This window comes from Winogradskyella echinorum, from assembly GCF_014297365.1.
GTDB classification, from domain to species: domain Bacteria; phylum Bacteroidota; class Bacteroidia; order Flavobacteriales; family Flavobacteriaceae; genus Winogradskyella; species Winogradskyella echinorum.
In genome coordinates this window covers 337,985-357,081 of the sequence record NZ_JACOQD010000002.1, presented here as the reverse complement: position 1 = coordinate 357,081, position 19,097 = coordinate 337,985, and the positions used below count along the sequence as shown (strand labels likewise).

Sequence of the window (19,097 nt, the reverse complement as noted above, 5' to 3'; positions counted from 1 at the left end):
TAGATCTTCTAATTAGTAACCTTAGGTATTATAAATTTCATTATTTTTAAACCTAAACTAACCATCAATTATGAGCACCAACCAAGTTAATTGTCAGAATTGTGAAGAACCTTATGAAGAAGGTTTTCGTTTTTGTCCTAACTGTGGGCAAAAAACTAATGATGAGTTAACTCTTGGTGTATTGTTTTATAACACCATTAGCAACTACTTTTCCTTTGATGCTCGTTTTCTAAAAAGTTTTTTTCCATTAATGTTTAAACCAGGTTATTTGGCAAAAGAGTTTATAAAAGGAAAGCGTTTGTTGTATTTGCATCCTGCGCAGATGTACTTATTTGTTTCGGTGATTTTCTTTTTCTTATTCTCGTTTTCAGTGAGAAAGCAGGCAGATTCTTTAAATAGAGAATTGAAAAAAACATTAAATAGAAGTGAAGTTGCTGTACTAGATTCTATTGAAACCAAGAAGAAGGATTCAATAAAGCATGTTAAAGATTCTATACAATTAGAAGAAATTAAAAATGCCCTGAAAAAAAATAAGTTTATTACAGGCATGACAGATCAACAAATAGATTCTGTTGCAAATCTTGAAAATATACCTAAAAAAAATGTGTCATTTGGTTTTAATGAAGCTAAAGTAGATTCTTTATTAAATGCCAACGCAACGGATGATGAAATTTATAAGGCGATGGGTATGACAGATGATGATGGTTGGTTTATGCGAAAAATCTACACACAAATACTAAAGTTTTACAAGGCAAGAGATGGAGGAAATATATTAAAAGCTTTTTATGATACTATGCCAATAGCATTGTTTTTTCTACTGCCAATTTTTGCATTGCTTATAAAGCTTTTATATTTTAGAAAAGGACGCTATTCGCACCATTTGGTATTTAGTTTTTACTTTTTTTCTTATTTATTCACCGTATTTAGTATTATTTGCGGTGTTAATTTACTCTTTGAAATTCCAGATTGGTTTTATGCAGTAGAATGGTTAATTGCCTTGTCAACCTTTATATATTTAATGATAGCTTTAAAACGATTTTATGGTCAAGGTTGGTTTTTAAGTTGGTTTAAATGTAGTATTGCAACTTTTGCTTTTATGGCCATTATAATTCCTACAGCAGCAGTAATTATTGGTCTATTTGCATTTATGTTTTATTGATCGTCATTAGATTTTGCATGCCAAATAGGGACATTTAAAAATTGGCTCAATACATGTGCATCATCTATTATAGATTTTAAGTTGCCGTGATCAACAACATTTTTTCTAGAAGCATCTTCTAAAACTAAATTGAGTTCAAAACTTTTGTAAGATCCCTTATCACTTTTTACATGTTCTCCTATGATTTGTAGCGCAACAATAGATTTTAGAATAATATATTTATTTGAAGTATCCTTTCTTATTTTATGAATATCTACGTTATAAGCTTTATAGTACACACCTAGTTGTTTGTCGAAAACACGAGGTTTGTAAAAGTTAAAAAATAATACACCTCCAGCACTAGAAAAAATAAGTCCAAAAACAAGTAAGAACCAATTTATTGATGTGGTTTCATAATTTGATTTAAACAGAGGAAATAAACCATAAAATAGAACACCTAAGCCAACGGCTAAAAATATAAAACTGAACAAAGCAGCACCTATTGATGGTTTGTAAACATATTTAGAACTCGACTTCTCTACTAATACATTTGTTTTAAAACTTGCACCACCAGATTTTAATGGTTTAGTTGAAACTTTAGATATTATACTGCTTTTATTGCTCTTGAAGACATTTTCAGTAAAATCTAAATATGTGTCTTCAAACCTATTAGGTAAACTCATTTTATAACTTTTCTTTGAGGTATTTACCTGTCACCGAATTAGGATTATCTACAATTTCTTCTGGAGTGCCTGCAGCAATTAATTGTCCGCCATGTTTTCCGCCTTCAGGACCTAAATCAATAATATAATCGGCACATTTAATTAAATCTATATTATGCTCAATCACAATAATAGAATGTCCTTTTGCAATTAAAGCCTGAAAGGATTTTAATAACTTCTTTATATCATGAAAATGTAGTCCAGTAGTAGGCTCATCAAAAATAAAAAGGGAATTATTGCTTTTAGATCCTTTGCCTAAAAAAGTTGCTAATTTTATACGTTGCGCTTCTCCACCAGAAAGAGTAGAAGAGGACTGTCCTAAAGTTACATAGCCCAAACCAACATCTTGAAGCGGTTGTAATTTATTTTGAATTTTAGTTTGCTTATAAGTTTTAAAGAAATCTATAGCATCATCTATTGTCATATCTAAAATGTCGTGGATAGATTTCCCTTCAAAAGTGACTTCTAAGACTTCTTTCTTAAAACGCTTACCGTTACAAGTATCGCAAACCAAATGCACATCTGCCATAAATTGCATTTCTATGGTTACTTCACCTTCACCTTTGCAAGTTTCACAACGTCCACCATCTACATTAAAACTAAAATGCTTGGCTTGGTAGTTTCTAATTTTACTCAGTTTTTGACCTGAGAACAAAGAACGAATATCATCATAAGCCTTAATATAGGTGACAGGATTAGAGCGTGATGAGCGACCAATAGGATTCTGGTCCACAAATTCTACGTGCTGAACAATACTGTGATTACCTTTCATTTCGGTAAACTGACCAGCTTTATCGCTAAATCCGGTTAACTTTTTTTGTATAGCGGGAAACAATATCTTTTTAATCAATGTACTTTTTCCGCTACCAGAAACACCTGTAATAACCGTTAACATTTCTAATGGAAATGTAACATCAATATTTTTTAAGTTGTTTTCGCGAGCACCAACAATATCAAGATGATATTTAGAGGTTCTTCGCTTTTTTGGTACTTCAATTTCTAATTGCCCATTTAAGTATTTGGCAGTTAAAGTATCTGAAACAAGTATATCTTTAAAATCTCCAACAGCTACAACTTCACCACCAAAAGTTCCGGCTTCTGGTCCAATATCTATAATAGCATCGGCTGCTTTCATAATATCTTCATCGTGTTCTACTACAATAACAGTATTACCTAAATCTCTAAGCGATTGTAAAACACCAATTAAACGTTCGGTATCTTTTGGGTGCAGGCCAATACTTGGTTCATCTAAAATGTACATAGAACCAACTAAGCTACTACCAAGTGAAGTTGCCAAATTAATACGTTGACTTTCTCCACCAGAAAGTGTATTTGATTTTCTGTTTAAGGTTAAGTAATCTAAACCTACATTAGATAAGAATTGGAGACGTGTATTTATTTCAGTTAAAAGACGCTTGGCAATTTTAGCATCATATTCATTTAATTTTAAATTATTAAAGAATACGGCTAATTCATCTAAAGGTAAGTCCACTAAATCAGTAATGGTCGCATCTGCAACTTTTACATAATTTGCTTCTTTACGTAAGCGTTTACCTTTACATACATTACATTTAGTTTTGCCTCGATAACGCGATAGCATTACACGATTCTGAATTTTATAAGCTTTAGATTCCAGCTCAGCAAAGAAACTATCTAAGCCTTCAAAATGTTCATTACCAGTCCAAATTAAAGCTTTATGCTCTTCACTAAGCTCAAAATAAGGCTTATGTATAGGAAAATCGAATTTATGAGAGTTGTTTACCAATTGGTCTCTATACCAACTCATGCTTTCTCCTCTCCATGGAAAAATGGCATTTTCAAACACAGATAATGCGGTATTTGGTACCACTAAATCGTCATCAATACCTATAACATCACCATAGCCTTCGCATTTAGGACAAGCACCATATGGATTATTAAAGCTAAATAGATGCGCATTGGGTTCTAAAAACACCATGCCATCCAATTCAAATTTATTATTAAATAATTTTTGTTTTTTATCTGAAAGTGATTCTATGATACAATTACCAACACCTTCAAAAAAGGCTGTTTCAATAGCATCAGCCAATCTATTTAAAAAATCTTCTTCGTCCTTGTAAACAATTCTATCAACAACTAAAAAGAGGTCTTTATCTGAAGTGATTTTGGTTTTTAAGGCATCATCAATTCTTAAAACTTCGTCTTTAACTTTAATACGCGCATAACCTTGTTGCTGAAGTGTTTGTAGTTTGTTTTCAACCGTTCTGCCTTCTTCTAGAATAATAGGTGATAACAATAATAGTTTGGAACCTTCTTCAAATTTAGAAATGTAGTCTAAAACATCTTTTGTTCTATGTTTCTTAACCAAATCACCAGAAATAGGAGAGTAGGTTTTACCAATACGTGCAAATAATAATTTTAGATAATCGTAAATTTCTGTGGTGGTTCCGACTGTAGAACGTGGATTGGTAGAGTTTACCTTTTGCTCAATAGCAATAGCTGGTGCAATACCTTTTATGTAATCTACTTTTGGTTTATTTAGACGTCCTAAAAACTGGCGCGCATAACTACTAAGGCTTTCTACGTAGCGCCTTTGACCTTCTGCATATAGTGTGTCGAAAGCTAAACTAGACTTCCCAGAACCCGATAATCCGGTAATAACAACTAATTTGTTTCTTGGTATTACAACATCTATATTTTTTAGATTGTGCAGTTTTGCACCTTTTATAATGATGTTTTCCTTTGGGTTAACGTCTAAAACTGTAGTATTCATAGGTTATTTTCGGTATCTAAGTTTGCAAAGATACTACAACTATTTTATCTATAAAAGGAGCGCTTTATCCGATAAAATGTTAAATTTTCCTATTTTTTTTTGTTTTTTCGGAATGATTGTTGTTATATTTACCACATAATCATTTAAAACACATCTGCGTATAGCATAATATTACTTTAGAAAACTTTAACCCCTTGTTAAGAAGCTTGCTTCTTACTACTAAGAGTAATATTATGAAAACAGAACTTATCCAAGACGCAGAGTTGGTCAGCAACTACATTAAAGGAGATGAAAATGCACTTTCTATATTAATAGGAAGACACAAGCAAAAAATCTACAGCTTTATTTATTCTAAAGTTTACGATAGAGATATCACTGAAGATGTTTTTCAGGATACCTTTATTAAAGTGATTAGAACCTTAAAACGAGGTAAATATAATGAAGAAGGTAAATTTTTGCCTTGGGTTATGCGTATTGCGCACAACCTAGTTATAGATCATTTTAGAAAGAACAGTCGTATGCCTAAATTTGATAATGCAGGTGAATTCAGTATTTTTTCTGTGCTAAGTGATTCTAGCTTAAATGCTGAAAAAAGCATGATTAAGGACCAGGTAGAATCTGATGTACGCCGCGTCATTGAAGAGTTACCAGAAGACCAAAAGCAAGTTTTAGTAATGCGCATGTACCAAGATATGAGTTTTAAAGAAATATCTGAGCGTACTGGTGTTAGCATTAATACTGCATTAGGACGAATGCGTTATGCGCTCATTAATATGAGAAAAGTTATAGAACAAAATAATATCGTTTTAACGAATTAATACCAATTCAATTTTAAAATGATAGATAATAAATTTGAATTATTTTTTCTTTTTAGAATATAGAAAATTTCAGCATAGTCATAATTATGGTTAAATTTTATGTTGAACTAAAAAGGAAAAAGAAACTGATTTAATCTGTTATTTTGACGTTGAATTAGTATAACTATACAATAAAGTGTTTTGAGTTGCGTTTTAGTCATATAAATAAACATAAATAACTAATATGGCAAAAATTTACTCTAACGCTTCCCCAAAAAACGATAACCTAAAACCAAAAGATGAAACCGTGAGTTTCCTTTTGAATTACTCAAAGGCTTTAAGTGTTATAAATTATAATAAAATGAAGTTTGAAGCACTTCTAAATTAAGTAGGAAAAGAAATCCTGGTGTTAATTCATCAGGATTTCTTTGTTAATAAGAGTTCCTCGTAATTTTGTGTAGTAAGGTATTCTTGCTTTAAATCTTTTAGGTATTGAAGCACTTTGGCTTTCATAGGGTGTTTACCAATTAAGCAATTCTTTATGTCCTCATCATATACCGTTAAGATAAGATACCAATGTCCTTTACGAGTAGAATAATTCCCTTCAAATAAAGGATCATTTCCATTACTGCTGCGTCTTAGGTCAATGAGTGCCAATGGTAGTATTAATTTTTCATCGGTCCGTTCTACTTCTCTGTACGATAAATAAAAAGATTTACCTTCTATTTTAAAAGGCGTATTTAACCCAACATCTTTATGGTTTAAATTATATTTTTTATTGATGTAATGATAGAATTCATCGGCATTTTTTGGGTCTTTAAAAATGAACGATGTTTCTCTTGGTAATTTTCGCTGAAACTTTTTTGCTTTAATTACTTTGTAATCTTCATTTTTAAACTTGGGTGCAATTTTATACGGAATACAAGAGGTTATTGTAATGCAAATTAGAGCTAGGAGGAAATTTTTCATTGATTGATAGTTTCCTCAATAGGCATCAACAATTATACCATTTGGCTTATTTTTTTGTCATTTTGAGCATCATCGAGAAACTATTAAAATTTTACAACATCTCGACTACGCTCGATGTGACAGCCTTAACGCTATTATTTCTTATTTTTATAATAGGCATCCAAAACCGACTTTCTACCAATTGTTTTGGTAATTATATCCTTTTCTAAATCCCAACCACGAGCTGGTGAGTATTGTCTGCCATACCATATAATTTGAAGGTGAAGATCATTCCAAAGTTCTTTTGGGAATAGACGTTTAGCATCTTTTTCGGTTTGCACTACATTTTTACCATTCGTTAAATTCCAACGATACATTAAACGATGAATATGCGTATCTACAGGAAACGCAGGAATTCCGAAAGCTTGAGACAATACTACTGCTGCTGTTTTATGCCCAACAGCTGGTAATTCTTCTAATTCCTCATAAGATTGAGGGACTTTGCCATTATGTTTATCAATTAAAATATGAGATAAACCATGGATACCTTTACTTTTCATAGGAGATAAGCCCACAGGTTTTATAATGTCTCTAATTTCGTCAACACTAAGCTTAATCATATCATACGGATTATCTGCACGTTCAAATAACAAAGGTGTAATTTGATTAACACGTACATCTGTACTTTGAGCAGACATTAGCACAGCAATTAGCAGTGTATATGGGTCTTTGTGGTCTAAAGGAATCGGAATTTCGGGATATAATTTATATAATGTATTTATAACGAAATTAACTTTTTCTTGTTTTGTCATTTTGTATTTTTACGTAAATAGACATTTAATACAAATTTACACAATATGATGCATTTAAAAGTAGGTGATAAGGCACCAGATTTTTCAGCAAAAGATGAACAAGGAAATACAGTCTCATTATCGGATTATAAAGGAAAGAAATTAGTAGTTTTCTTTTATCCAAAGGCTAGTACACCAGGTTGTACAGCAGAAGCTTGTAATCTTAATGATAATTTTGAGCGTTTTCAATCTCAAGGTTATGAGATATTAGGTGTAAGTGCAGATAGCGCTAAACGCCAATCTAATTTTAAAAATAAATACGGTTTTCAATATCCATTGCTAGCAGATGAGGATAAATCAGTTATTGAAGCGTTCGGTGTTTGGGGACCTAAGAAATTTATGGGAAAAGAGTATGACGGTATTCATAGAACCACCTTTGTTATTGATGAGAATGGTGTAATAGCAGATGTGATTTCAAAAGTAAAAACTAAGGCACATGCTGACCAAATTTTGGATTCTTAAATTGTTCTAATAAGTAAAGAAAAACATTGATGATAAACGCAACCTTTGGATAAAGTTTACATCTATTAATAAAATGATAGTATGAAAAAGTTATCTTTTATATTAATATGCATTCTATTGGTGTGTTGTAATAGTGATGACTCAAATTCAGATGATGCTGAGTTAATAGGTGATTGGAGGTTGATTGAATTATTATCTGACCCAGGAAATGGTAGCGGATCATTTAATTCAGTTGAAAGTGATTTTATTATTACATTTTTAAGCGATGGAACATTTACTGCCAATGGTGATTTTTGTAATATGTTAGATGAAACTAATTCTCCTTCAACTGGTATTTACTCTGAAATTGAATTTACAATAACACCAGATAATTGTGAAAATAGTATACCTAATTGGAATTACGCTTTTGTAATAAATGGTGATAAACTTATTGTAAATTTTCCTTGTATAGAACCTTGTAAAGTTAAATATCAAAAGCAATAATTACCTTATATATAGGACAAAAAAAGCGTATTGAAACTTCAATACGCTTTTTTTAATTTTTAAATAATTAAAGTTAGTTTTTATGCAATATTTCTTCAGACTCACAACCAAATAAGCTTTTTTCTTTAATTAATTTGGCTACACCTTCTGGAAGCATTTCTTCCCAACCGTTTTCACCATTTGCAATCATTTTTAAGACTGTTCTTGAGAAAACAGATAAGTTAGAGGTGTCAAAATCAGTAATATCAACAACTTTACCGTTATATTTAAAGAACTTGTAAAGTTCTTTCATACGAGGATGTACTTTTAGGTTTTCGCTATTGGTTAAGCTGCCATCGTCATTTTGCATAGGATAAAGATAAACTCGTAAATCCTTATAGAATAATTTACCAAAGGCTTCTAAAATTCCACCACTTAAATGACGGTAATATTTTTCATCAAAAATGTCAACCAAATTATTTACTCCCATCGCTAAGCCCATTCTAGCTCTAGAATATTGAGAGAAATACTCAACGAGTTTATAATACTCTTGGAAATTAGATATCAGTACAGTTTGCCCTAACGAACATAATAATTTAGCACGATCCATAAAATCTTGCTCATCAATTTTACCTTCGGCTCTTAAGTTAGAAAGTGTGATTTCAAATATAACCTGCGTTTTATCTTTATCAACTTTATTCTCTTTAATGAACATGTCGTAAGACTTTTGAAACATATCCATATTAACCTTAGTAACAGGTCTAAAACTACCTCTAAGTGCTAGAATATTTTTTTTGTAAAGTACACGCGCAGGTAAAACATTGTTTCCATCTGGAGCAAACATTACAGCATCCGTCATGCCATTTTTTACCAGTTGTAAACTCATTAAACGGTTATCTACATCTTTAAAAACAGGACCAGAAAAATTAATAGTATCAATTTCTAATTGATCTTTATCTAAATGATCGTATAAATAACGTAATAATTTACGTGGCTGATTGTATTTATAAAATGCTCCGTAAATTAGATTAGTCCCTAATTTACCAAGCGTTTCTTGTTGTAAACGAGCATCAGTTTCTTTAAAACGAATATGAAGAACAATGTCGTTATATTCTTGGTCTGGAGCCACTTGATATTTTATTCCAACCCAACCATGACCTTTATATTTTTTAGCAAAATCAATTGTAGCAACTGTATTTGCATAGGAGAAAAATATTTTATTAGGATGATTATCTCTTGTAATACGTTCTTCCATTAAACCAACTTCGTGATTCAACATTTAACGAAGTCTAGCTTCAGTTACATAACGCTTATCATCTTCAATTCCATAGATGGCATCACTAAAATCCTTATCATAAGCAGACATGGCTTTGGCAATGGTACCAGAAGCACCTCCTGCTCTAAAAAATTGGCGAACCGTTTCTTGTCCTGCACCAATCTCGGCAAAAGTACCATAGATATCCGCATTAAGATTAATACGTAAGGCTTTATCTTTAAGAGATGGAATATTTTCAAATTCCGTGTCGCCTTTATACGTTATGTCCTTCATAGAATATGGGTTTACATCGTTTTAGCAAAGGTACTATTTTAGTATTGCAAACAAAAAAATAACCTTATTTTTGTTTCAAACTAAATAGGCTTGAAAATAACGTTTTTAGGAACAGGTACATCACAAGGAATTCCAATAATAGGAAGCAATCATCCCGTATGTTTAAGTAATAACTCAAAAGATAAAAGGTTGCGTGTATCTATTTTGGTAGAGTGGGATAATTATACGTTTGTAGTAGACTGCGGACCCGATTTTAGACAACAAATGTTACGAGCAAATGTTACTAAAATTGATGGTATTATTTTTACTCACGAACATGCAGATCATACCATGGGTCTAGATGATATAAGGCCATTCTTCTTTAAACAAGGGGATATTCCGTTGTATGCACATAAGCGTGTTTTTAAATCATTAGAAAAACGTTTTGATTATATTTTTACTTCTGAAGAAAAATATCCTGGTGTACCAACGGTAATTACACATGAAATTAAAAATGAACCATTTACTGCTGGAAACCTTGATGTTATGCCAATTGATGGTTTACACCATAAATTACAAGTATTTGGGTTTCGATTTAAAGATTTTGCTTATTTAACAGATATGAAAACTGTTAGAAAAGAAGAAGTAGAGAAACTTGAAAATCTTGATGTTTTGGTCGTTAATGCATTACGAGAAAAACCACATATTTCTCATTTTAATTTAGAAGAAGCTTTAAAATTTATTAAACGGGTAAACCCTAAACGCGCATATTTAACTCATATTAGTCATCATTTAGGCTTTCATGACGATGTACAACAAAAATTACCAGATAACGTTTTTTTAGCATACGATAATTTACAAATTACTATATGATATGAAATGAGTATAAATAAATTTAATCATTAAAATCTGAATTATGATTCAATTTTTTATGCGAATTCCTGAATGTGAAGAAATTTTTAGTTTCTTCGTTTTTTTTAAACTATTAAAATTTCAAACAGATGAAAAGTAGAATTTTTATGTATTTATTTATTTTTTCAGTGTTGTTAATTATCTTTCAATACGTGAATTCTAAAAGTATAATAGATAAGTATGAAGAAGATATAAAAACATTTAAATCTAAAATTGCAGAAAATGAAAAGGTAGTAACTGCTTTAGAGGATCAGAATTTTGAACTTAATTACTTTAACATAGACCGTAATGAAGATGCTTTATCTTATTTTGAAGCTCAAGGTTATAATACAGATCAATTAATACCTGCAATTATTGATGGATTATATAAAATGAATGATTACGAAGGTGAAGAGCATCCAATTGTACCTTACGTATCTATGACTGATTCTAAATTATTAATTAATAAAATCAGGATCTTAAACCACAGATGGATCGTTGCTAACTTTACTGATGGTGAATATTGGGGTGAAATTTTTGTAACCTATTCTATTGACGAAGAAAATAACTTAAAATACAAGCTTGTAGAGTATTTTATGTATCCAAAATTGGGTTAGATATATGTAATCAACCAATTCTTAAAGTCATAAAAATTTTGTGGAGCCACTCCGTGTCCTACAGGATATTCAGAATAAGTATGGTTGATATTTAAAGCTTTTAAAAACTCTGGTGCTTTTCTTGCCCAATCAACAGGTATCACTTGGTCAACTGATCCATGAGAACAGAAGAAATTTAAATGAGAAACATCATTATTTTTAATAGAATCAGGTAAAATGTCTTCATTAATATAACCGCTTAAGGCTACTATATTTTTTACTTTAATAGGATAGGTTAAGGCTACAGCATAACTTAAAATAGTACCTTGACTAAAACCTAATAGTGTAACGTTATTAGAATCTACAGCGTAAGTTTTACAAGCATAATCAATAAATTCTGCAATTAAATCAACGGACTGCTTTGCTTGTTCATTGTCATTCCATTTTCCTTTTTCTGCATCAAAATTAATAGCATACCATGCATTTCCGTAAGGTTGCATAGCATATGGTGCTCTTAAAGAAATAATCATTAATTCTTCTGGTAATTCTGAGCCAAATGAAAACAAGTCATTTTCATCACTACCATAACCATGACACATAATTAGTAAGGGAGCGTTTTCTTTTAAAGACGATGGTCTTGTAATATAGTGTAGGTTCGACATGTTTATTGTCCTATAGATTTAAAAATTTTCTGAAATACGTCACCAAGCAAAGGAACTTTATTGGCTTTGCCATTAATTGCTCCGATAATACCATAAATAAATAGTACCGAGAAAAAGATCCACCAAGAATATGTGATATTCCAATTATCAAAAATGCCGACAACATATCCCATAGCCATAAATAAAAGCCATAAGCCAAGTGCTTGTCTTATGTGAAAAGAAGTGAAAGCATTACGTTTTTCTTGATTTGTAAAAAAAGCAATTAAAGTACCTATCAATGTTATGTAAGCAATGATGCTCATTTGCTTACCATCTTCAACTGTATTCTGGTCCATTATTTTAAAACAATTTTATTGTTGGCAACAATGCCGTAAGTTTTGCCTTTTAGAGTCTGTCCTAAAAATGCACTATTTTTAGATCTCGAAGTAATGTGCGATTTATTAAACTCGTAATTTATATCTGGATTAAACAGGCTTAAGTCAGCTTGTTCACCTTCGTTAATGGTAGATTCTGAAACGCCAAATCTAGATTTTCCCTGAGTTAATAAGGCTATAGATTTTTTTGTTGTAAATAAAGTTTGAAGCGCACCAAATGCCGACTCTAAACCAATGGTGCCATATTTAGCATAATCGAACTCTATCTTTTTATCTTCTATATCAATTGGGTTATGGTCTGTAGTTACCATATCTATGGTGCCATCTTTTAAACCTTCAATTAAAGCGTTACAATCTGTTTGTGTACGTAATGGTGGTAATACTTTGTATCTCGTATCAAAACCATCTAAACTATCGTCAGTTAAAATTAAATTATGAATAGCTACACTACAAGATACATTCAGTTTCTTTGCTTTTGCAGCTTTAATCAATTCAACAGACTTTGCAGTAGAAATTGTAGGTATGTGAAGTTTGCCTTCTGTATATTCTAGTAGAAACAAGTCTCGAGCTACTTGTAATTCTTCCGCTAGAGCCGGATTTCCTTTTAATCCTAACTTAGTGCTATTAATATGCTCATTGGCAACACCATTTCCAGAGATTTTAGATTCTTGTGGAAAAGAACATACTAATCCATTAAAATTACTCGCATATTGCAACGCAATCTTCATAAGGTTTGGATTAGATATTGGATTTTGATAATCATAAAACGCAACAGCTCCTGCATTTGTCATATCAAATAATTCAGCTAAATCTTCTCCTTTACTTCCTTGTGTCAATGCACCAATAGGATAGAGGTTAACGGCATTGTCATTTGCTTTAGACTTAACAAATGTTATATCTGCATAGCTATCTATTACAGGATTAGAATTTGCATTAAGTGCTACAGAAGTAAATCCTGAGTTAGCGGCCGTTTTTAAGCCGTTACTTATTATTTCGCGTTCTTCGTAGCCAGGTTCACCAAAAGATACACTACTATCAAACCAACCTTGTGATACATGCAAGTTATCTAGTTTTATTTCTCTGTAATTTTTGGGATTGGGAATGCGTTTAGAAATCTTGGTAATGCGTCCTTTTTCAATTAAAATATCAACCGTTTCATTGTGAAAATCACTTTTAGAATCAACTATGGTTGCAGATTTTATGAGTGCGTTCATTTAAGATATTTTAGTAATAGTATTTCAATAATTAAAAATACTAGCGCAAAAATAACAAACCATTTCCATAACGCATTAATAGTTGTGCTACTTTTTATAGTATTAATGGTTGTGGCTAGATTAGAATCTACCGAAGCATTTTCTAACTGGTTTAAGTCATAATAGCTGAGATTACTTTCACTTCTATTGTAATTAAAGCTAAGGTTTTGAAGTGTAACGTCTTTATTTTTTACGCTAAAAATACCTGCTTTGTTTGGTAAATCGTCAGTTTCCATAACCACAGATTTACTATAAGTTTTTTGTAACGGAATGATTGATTCTTCATTAGAAGCAAGCGTTAAAATATCATCTTGTCCAATTACCGTGTTGATTGCTATTGAGTTAGGTTTTCCAATGGTGTAATATAATTTAGAGAGTTTTAAACTTTGTAAACCCATATTATATAGCACAGGAACAATAAGCTGAGAGTTTTTAAAATTTGAATTATCTGAGTTTAATGCCGAAGAAAAAGCGAAATTATGACCGTTTCCAACTAAAAAAGGTGAGCCATCTTCATAAGATAAAACACTATTTGCGTTAGATGAAAATTGATAAGACATATCTACTTTTGGATACTGAAAATTAGTGACCTTAGAGTAAAATGCATTAGTTAAAAGTGGATGGTTATAATTAATACTTGTAATTCGTTTTTCATTGGTGTTTACGGCTGCGTAATTAGAAATATTTAAGTTGTTAAATACTTGATTGTAAGATTTTAAGTCAATATTTTTTGAAGGGATAATTAAAGTATAACCTCCGTCTTTTTTAAAAGCGTTAATAGCAGTTATAAGTGCATCTGAAACAATATCAATTTCATTAATAATTATTAAATTTTGATCTGGTATTAGATTAAAATTAAGCGCATTTAATTTGAAACTTTTATAGTCAAATTCATCATTTGTATAAATGCGTTTTAAAAACGAATCGTCTGAATTTCCATTGATTGCTAAAACCTTAATTTTTGGTTTAGAATTGATATTAAAATAAAAGGTATTATCGTATTGTAAATTGGCATCATCAATAACAAGTTTGCCGTTTATAATAGTATTATTAGGTACAGTAAAGGTCGTTTCTTCTTTTTTATCAATACTAATAGCACTTTTTGCAAGTAAAATATCATCATTAAATAACGAAACAGAAATATTATCTATAGGAGAGGATTGGTTGGATAACACTACATTAACATCCAGAGTTTCAGCTGATACGTTTGATACGTAAAGACTATCTATACTAATATTAGAAACCAAATTTGATTTTGGCTGTACTAATTTTAATTGCAACGTACTATCTGGTTGAAACTTTAATGGATTTCCATTCTGTTGAAAATCGGATACCAAAACCAGATTTTTTGTAGCAGCTTCATCTTTAGAAAACAACTGTTTTCCTTTTAAATAAACGGCATCATAATTAAGTTGAGATGGTGAATGCGTTAATTGTATTAAATCATTTTTTAAAGCCTTAACAGTAGTATTTGTGTAGGTTTCATCATTAGTAAATAGACTAATAACTTCATCCTCTGGCAAGGTGTTTATAATATCTTGTATAGCTTCATTAAGTAAAGTGCCGTTACTGCCTTTAGCTTGCATACTAAATGAATTGTCTAAGTATATAACCGTTTCTTGAGTGTCATTAAAATCTTCGGTATTTGGAATAAATGGTTGAGCAAAAGCAATTATTGCACAAGCTAATAGTAACATCCTAGTGAGTAAGGTTAACCATTTTTTTAATTGAGAGCTTTTTCGAGTTTGAAGTTTTACAGACTTTAGAAACTTTACATTAGTAAATTCAACTTTTTGAAAACGACGTAGTTGAAATAAATGAATAAGAATAGGAATAACCAGTAATAATAAGGCGTAAAGTAATTCTGGGTGTTTAAACTGCATTCCTGATTTTATGTTTGGAGACCTATAAAGTCTGAATGCATCAAATATAGAAAATGCAAAGCGATAACTACATTTAGCTTTTGAGAATTTTAACAGAAAAAGAAATAATCTAGTATTGGCCGCATATTTTGAGTTTCAAAATAAGTTTTTATCTCTGTTTGTGCATCATTATTTGCAACAGTCACAATGCTTTGAGGATTCTTAAGTTCTGTGAGATAATCAAAATTTAAAAGTTTCTGATCGTAAATGTGTTTTCCTATTTTTTTAGGGTTGTCGCAAATCCAGTAAAATGGTATTTTTTCTTCAATGAGTATTTTTGCAAGTGTTTTTCCTTTTGCACCAGCTCCCCAAATTGCTAGTGGCCTTGAGGCATCATAATTTAAATCTAAAAAGTAAAGTACTTTAAGATCGAGAAACGAATTTTCTGCATAATGAATATGTGTTCGCGATGTGCGCGTACTATAATCTCGCCAATACAGTAGCACTTTGTCACAAGGAATACAAGTATAATCAGCTTTATAAAACCGAAACGCTAAATCGTAATCTTCGGGATAACGATTAGGGTTAAAACCATCACAGGCTTCAAAATCATCGCGATGTAGCATCCAACATGGAGAAGGAATAACACATTCTTTATAAATTTCAGAATAATTACTGCCAGTTTGGGTTAATGTATTCAACCATTGCTCGTAACGTGCAAAGCCATCACTAAGACCATCGGCTCTAAAATATTTTACTTTTCCAACTGCTAAATGGTTTTTGCCATATTTTTTAAGATTGTTAACCATAGTTTCAAGCCTAATAGATGTCATTACATCATCACTATCCATTCTTGTAATATAAACACCTTGAGAATAGCTGTAGGCAGTTTGAAGCGCAGAAATAATGCCTGAGTTATTATTTTTATAAAGTTTTATTCTTTTATCTTGCTGCGCAATATGATCGACAATTTTAAATGAAGAATCATCAGAGTTATCATCTATAAAAATAGCTTCCCAGTTTTGGTATGTTTGACAAATAATGGACTCAACACATTCTCGTATAAAGGTTTCTGTATTTTTAAATGGAACTAATATGCTAACTAGAGACTCTGACATGGTGCGAATTTAACAAAACCTTTAGATTTTAAGTGGTAACAGATTGTAGATTTGCAAGACTAGTAAAAAAATAAAAATTTAAACATGAAGAATTATTTAGCCATACTTGGCTTAAGTGTAATTTTGGTAGGCTGTGGATCTACCAAACCAAAAGTAGATGATTTAGCAGTAAGCAATCCAATTGAAACCGCTTTAGATTTAACAGCAGTGGTTGATGATAAAGTGCCAGTAACTATTAATCCAGGACGTTTTACAACAGAAACAGTAACATATAGATTACCAAGAGTAGTACAAGGAACATATTCTGTAAGTGATTTTGGAAAGTATGTAGATGATTTTAAGGCCTTAGATTACGACGGAAATGAATTAACTGTTTCTAAAGTGGATACCAATACTTGGACCATTACTGACGCTACTAAATTAGATAAGATTGAGTATTATGTTAATGATACTTTTGATATAGAATCTACAGGTGGAATAGGAGGTGAGCAACCATTTTCTCCATCGGGTACTAATATAGAAGAAGACAATTACGTTTTAAATCTTCATGGTTTTATAGGTTATTTTGATTCTTTAAAAAATAATCAATATGCTCTAGATGTTACAGCTCCAGCTACTTTTGTAAGAACTTCGGCTTTAGAAAATAAAGGAACTAAATCTAGTGCTGATGGTAAATCTATTACAAGTAGCTATTTTGCACAACGTTATTTTGACATTACAGATAACCCAATGATGTATGGAAATTTAGATGTTGAAGAATTTATGGTTGGTGATATTAAAATTGTATTAAGTGTATATTCACCAAATAAGGTACATACTGCTGCGAGCCAGAAAGAGACTGTATATAAAATGATGCAAGCTCAAAAAGAGTATTTAGGAGATGTAAATAGTACTCCTCGTTATGATATATACTTGTACTTATCGGATGGTTCTGAAACAGCACCAAAAGGATTTGGAGCTTTAGAACACCATACGTCAACAGTAGTGGTATTACCAGAATCTTCTTCTAAAGAAGGATTAGCATCTTCAATTATAGATGTAGTTGCGCACGAGTTTTTTCATATTGTAACACCATTATCTGTACATTCTGAAGATGTACATTATTTTGATTATAATAAACCAACCTTTTCTAAGCATTTATGGATGTACGAAGGTGTAACTGAGTATTTTGCGCAACACTTTCAAGTGTATGAAGGATTGGTAGATGCGCCAACATTTTACAATACAATTATGCAAAAAATTGGCACCTCTAAAAATTTAGATGATGCGATGAGTTTTACTATAATGAGTGAAAATGTATTGGATGAGCCTTATGCCTCACAATATTATAATGTATACATGAAAGGTGCGTTAATTGGTATGTGTATTGATATTTTAATGCGTAAAGAAAGTGATGGTAACAGAAGCATGTTATCTTTAATGAAAGAACTTTCTGCTAAATATGGTAAAGAAAAACCATTTGTAGATGATAATCTCATTGCTGAAATTACAGCAATGACTTACCCAAGTGTTGGTGAATTTTTAAAGACACATGTAGAAGGTGATGTACCAATTAACTACAATGAGTTTTTTGAAATGGTTGGTTTAACTTTAGGTGAAGCTGAAGTAGACACAAACTATATTTTTGCTGGTGGACAAAATATAATTTTTGATGCTGACCAAGAGAAAGGTCAAATTTTCTTTTCTCCAATGGCTTTAAAGAATTCATTTTGGAAATCTCAAGGTATACAAGCAGGTGATATCATTAAGAAAGTAGATGGTTCAGAATTAACTTTAGAAAATGCACAACAAGTTATAGGTGGTATGTTTATGTGGCAACCAGGACAAGAAATAACAATGGACTTAGAGCGTAATGGTGAGCCGGTAGTGATTAAAGCAACTTTAACTAAAGCAACCGCTAAGAGTGAAGGTTTAATAGAAGACGAAAATGCTACTGAAGCCCAAACGGCTGTAAGAGCTGCTTGGTTAAAAGGATAAATTATGTCATTCTGAGCGTAGCGAAGAATCTTATTCTTATTTAAAAAAGGCTTCCAATTTGGAAGCTTTTTTTTGTTTTGTTATCCTGAACTTGTTTCAAGATCTAGTTTATTGTTAGTTTGTTTTATGTTTAAGATGCTGAAACTAGTTCAGCATGACAACAATTGAAATTATAGTTTGAACCAAGTCCTGCATGACAACGATTTTGTTTATAACGTTTAAGAACCTAATCTGTCCCACAAATCTTCCCAACTTGGATTTGTCTCTTCAATCAAATTGATTTTCCATTGACGTTTCCAATTCTTAATCTGTTTCTCTCTTTTTATCGCATCTTCAACATATTGAAACTCTTCAAAATAAACCAATTTCTTTAGTTTGTACTTCGATGTAAAATAACTACCTATGCCTTCAGTGTGCTTTTCCATTCTGTCATCTATTCCACCTGTGAATCCGGTATATAAGACGCCGTTTGGTTTGTTTGTGATGATGTAAACCCAGTAGTTATGATAATCACGTTTTGGCATGGTATAGTTTGATGTGAGAATATTTAAGATGCTGAAACAAGTTCAGCATGACAACATTAAAGTTATAGTTTTAATAAAGTTCAACTAATGAAAACAAAAGTCTCTATTTTGTCATTCTGAATTTATTTCAGAATCTAATAGATTGTTAGTTCGTTTAAAGTTTTAGATACTGAAACAAGT

Annotated in this window: 18 protein-coding genes and 1 pseudogene; 8 read left to right on the top strand and 11 right to left on the bottom strand. The window is 31.3% G+C overall.

The window, feature by feature from the left end; all coding sequences use genetic code 11:
• Positions 1–70: 70 nt before the first annotated feature.
• Positions 71–1,159: a DUF3667 domain-containing protein gene (locus H8K90_RS08790; protein WP_186845589.1), complete on the top strand. Its 1,089-nt coding sequence runs from the start codon at positions 71–73 to the stop codon at positions 1,157–1,159.
• On the opposite strand, the gene H8K90_RS08785 is transcribed toward H8K90_RS08790, so the two are convergent.
• Positions 1,153–1,821, bottom strand: a complete 669-nt coding sequence (locus H8K90_RS08785; RefSeq protein ID WP_186845588.1) for a hypothetical protein — start codon at positions 1,819–1,821, stop codon at positions 1,153–1,155. The two genes, H8K90_RS08790 and H8K90_RS08785, sit on opposite strands and share 7 nt — an antisense overlap.
• 1 nt (position 1,822) lies before the next feature.
• A complete protein-coding gene (gene uvrA / locus H8K90_RS08780) occupies positions 1,823–4,612 on the bottom strand; it encodes an excinuclease ABC subunit UvrA (RefSeq protein ID WP_186845587.1) in 2,790 nt (929 codons plus the stop codon).
• A 233-nt stretch (positions 4,613–4,845) separates the two neighbouring features.
• Between uvrA and H8K90_RS08775 the strand changes: the two genes are divergently transcribed.
• Positions 4,846–5,430, top strand: coding sequence for an RNA polymerase sigma factor (locus H8K90_RS08775; protein ID WP_186845586.1), 585 nt, complete (start codon positions 4,846–4,848; stop codon positions 5,428–5,430).
• A 223-nt stretch (positions 5,431–5,653) separates the two neighbouring features.
• Positions 5,654–5,797 (top strand): hypothetical protein, encoded by a 144-nt coding sequence (locus H8K90_RS08770; protein ID WP_186845585.1) that lies wholly within the window; start codon positions 5,654–5,656, stop codon positions 5,795–5,797.
• Between the two features lie 29 nt (positions 5,798–5,826).
• On the opposite strand, the gene H8K90_RS08765 is transcribed toward H8K90_RS08770, so the two are convergent.
• Together H8K90_RS08765 and H8K90_RS08760 are read right to left on the bottom strand one after the other, a co-directional pair.
• The gene (locus H8K90_RS08765; RefSeq protein WP_186845584.1) at positions 5,827–6,378 is read right to left on the bottom strand and encodes a hypothetical protein; all 552 of its coding nucleotides are present in this window, start codon (positions 6,376–6,378) and stop codon (positions 5,827–5,829) included.
• A gap of 134 nt (positions 6,379–6,512) precedes the next feature.
• Positions 6,513–7,169: an endonuclease III domain-containing protein gene (locus tag H8K90_RS08760; protein ID WP_186845583.1), complete on the bottom strand. Its 657-nt coding sequence runs from the start codon at positions 7,167–7,169 to the stop codon at positions 6,513–6,515.
• 45 nt (positions 7,170–7,214) lie between these two features.
• Between H8K90_RS08760 and bcp the strand changes: the two genes are divergently transcribed.
• Together bcp and H8K90_RS08750 are read left to right on the top strand one after the other, a co-directional pair.
• A complete protein-coding gene (gene bcp / locus H8K90_RS08755; RefSeq protein WP_186845582.1) occupies positions 7,215–7,670 on the top strand; it encodes a thioredoxin-dependent thiol peroxidase in 456 nt (151 codons plus the stop codon).
• 81 nt (positions 7,671–7,751) lie between these two features.
• Positions 7,752–8,153, top strand: a complete 402-nt coding sequence (locus H8K90_RS08750; protein WP_186845581.1) for a hypothetical protein — start codon at positions 7,752–7,754, stop codon at positions 8,151–8,153.
• 73 nt (positions 8,154–8,226) lie between these two features.
• On the opposite strand, the pseudogene H8K90_RS08745 reads toward H8K90_RS08750, so the two are convergent.
• A pseudogene (locus H8K90_RS08745) lies at positions 8,227–9,681 on the bottom strand (TonB-dependent receptor).
• 90 nt (positions 9,682–9,771) lie between these two features.
• Between H8K90_RS08745 and H8K90_RS08740 the strand changes: the two are divergent.
• Positions 9,772–10,533, top strand: a complete 762-nt coding sequence (locus tag H8K90_RS08740) for an MBL fold metallo-hydrolase (protein WP_186845580.1) — start codon at positions 9,772–9,774, stop codon at positions 10,531–10,533.
• A gap of 128 nt (positions 10,534–10,661) precedes the next feature.
• A complete protein-coding gene (locus H8K90_RS08735) occupies positions 10,662–11,168 on the top strand; it encodes a hydrolase (protein ID WP_246457631.1) in 507 nt (168 codons plus the stop codon).
• Here the strand turns inward: H8K90_RS08735 and H8K90_RS08730 are convergent.
• The 5 genes from H8K90_RS08730 to H8K90_RS08710 all read right to left on the bottom strand — a co-directional run bounded on the left by H8K90_RS08730 (position 11,165) and on the right by H8K90_RS08710 (position 16,416).
• The gene (locus tag H8K90_RS08730) at positions 11,165–11,809 is read right to left on the bottom strand and encodes an alpha/beta hydrolase (RefSeq protein ID WP_186845579.1); all 645 of its coding nucleotides are present in this window, start codon (positions 11,807–11,809) and stop codon (positions 11,165–11,167) included. The genes H8K90_RS08735 and H8K90_RS08730 overlap by 4 nt on opposite strands.
• Positions 11,810–11,811: 2 nt before the next feature.
• The gene (locus tag H8K90_RS08725; protein ID WP_186845578.1) at positions 11,812–12,144 is read right to left on the bottom strand and encodes a hypothetical protein; all 333 of its coding nucleotides are present in this window, start codon (positions 12,142–12,144) and stop codon (positions 11,812–11,814) included.
• Positions 12,144–13,397, bottom strand: coding sequence for a dihydroorotase (locus H8K90_RS08720; RefSeq protein ID WP_186845577.1), 1,254 nt, complete (start codon positions 13,395–13,397; stop codon positions 12,144–12,146). The genes H8K90_RS08725 and H8K90_RS08720 overlap by 1 nt, the downstream gene beginning before the upstream one ends.
• On the bottom strand, positions 13,394–15,319 hold the full coding sequence (locus H8K90_RS08715) for a BatA domain-containing protein (protein WP_186845576.1): 1,926 nt from the start codon (positions 15,317–15,319) through the stop codon (positions 13,394–13,396). Before H8K90_RS08715 ends, H8K90_RS08720 begins: the two co-directional genes overlap by 4 nt.
• Positions 15,320–15,408: 89 nt before the next feature.
• Positions 15,409–16,416 (bottom strand): glycosyltransferase family 2 protein, encoded by a 1,008-nt coding sequence (locus tag H8K90_RS08710; protein WP_186845575.1) that lies wholly within the window; start codon positions 16,414–16,416, stop codon positions 15,409–15,411.
• 84 nt (positions 16,417–16,500) lie between these two features.
• Between H8K90_RS08710 and H8K90_RS08705 the strand changes: the two genes are divergently transcribed.
• Positions 16,501–18,393, top strand: a complete 1,893-nt coding sequence (locus H8K90_RS08705; protein ID WP_186845574.1) for a M61 family metallopeptidase — start codon at positions 16,501–16,503, stop codon at positions 18,391–18,393.
• 218 nt (positions 18,394–18,611) lie between these two features.
• Here H8K90_RS08705 and H8K90_RS08700 read toward each other — a convergent pair whose 3' ends face one another.
• A complete protein-coding gene (locus tag H8K90_RS08700) occupies positions 18,612–18,917 on the bottom strand; it encodes a GIY-YIG nuclease family protein (RefSeq protein ID WP_186845573.1) in 306 nt (101 codons plus the stop codon).
• Positions 18,918–19,097: the final 180 nt, after the last annotated feature.